Annotated in this window: 1 protein-coding gene; it reads left to right on the top strand. The window is 55.8% G+C overall.

The annotated features are described in order from the left end of the window. Window positions 1-57 precede the first annotated feature (57 nt). The gene (locus tag ACR0AD_RS21130) at window positions 58-765 is read left to right on the top strand and encodes an IS6 family transposase (protein ID WP_480489520.1); all 708 of its coding nucleotides are present in this window, start codon (window positions 58-60) and stop codon (window positions 763-765) included. The last annotated feature ends 56 nt before the right edge of the window (window positions 766-821 follow it).

Here is an 821-nt window from a genome sequence, read left to right as displayed (position 1 = left end):
GAGGGACTGTTGCATTAATGGGACCTTTTTGTCAGTTTCAGACTTTTGAGGTCCTGCATGCCGCGAAAATCCCCCTTCAAGCACCATCGTTTCCCGCAGGAGATCATACTTTGCGCTGTGCGTTGGTATCTGCGCTATCCGCTTTCATATCAGGATGTGGTTGACCTGCTGGCGGAGCGGGACATCACGGTAGATCGATCCACTGTGTACCGATGGGTTCAGAAGTTCGGTCTTGAGTTGAGGAAGCGAACCGAGAAGTATCTGCGCCGCGCGAGTGTCGATTGGCATGTCGACGAAACCTACATCCGGGTTGGCGGCAAATGGCGCTACCTATGGCGCGCCGTCGATGCGAACGGGCAGATGGTGGATTTTCGATTGACCGCGCGGCGGGATGCAAAGGCCGCCAAGGCCTTTCTCAACAAGGCAATCGAACGCGTGCGCCTGCACCGGCCGGTGACGATCGTGACCGACAAGGCGCACAGCTATCGGCGCGTTATCCGCGAGATCAATCATCGATACGACCCGCATTTTGACAGCATCCGGCACATCGACAGAAAATGGCGGAATAATCTGATCGAGAGCGATCACGCCGCCATGAAACGGCTGCTTGGCTATCGACAGAGCTTTCGGTCCCTGCGATCAGCGAAAGCGACCCTAAGCGGCATCGAGACGATCCGGACCATCAAGCGTGGCCACGTCCATCACAAGCAACCAGGCGTCACCGGCGAGATCGAATTCATAGACCAATTGTTCAAAGCCGCATGATCTGAGAGTATCGACCAGACACCAAACCGACATCAGCCAGCTAATGCAACAGTCCC

The organism is Ruegeria sp. BH8, assembly GCF_056538065.1.
The sequence above is the reverse complement of the archived record's forward strand: the minus strand, read 5'-3'. Positions and strand labels throughout refer to the sequence as shown.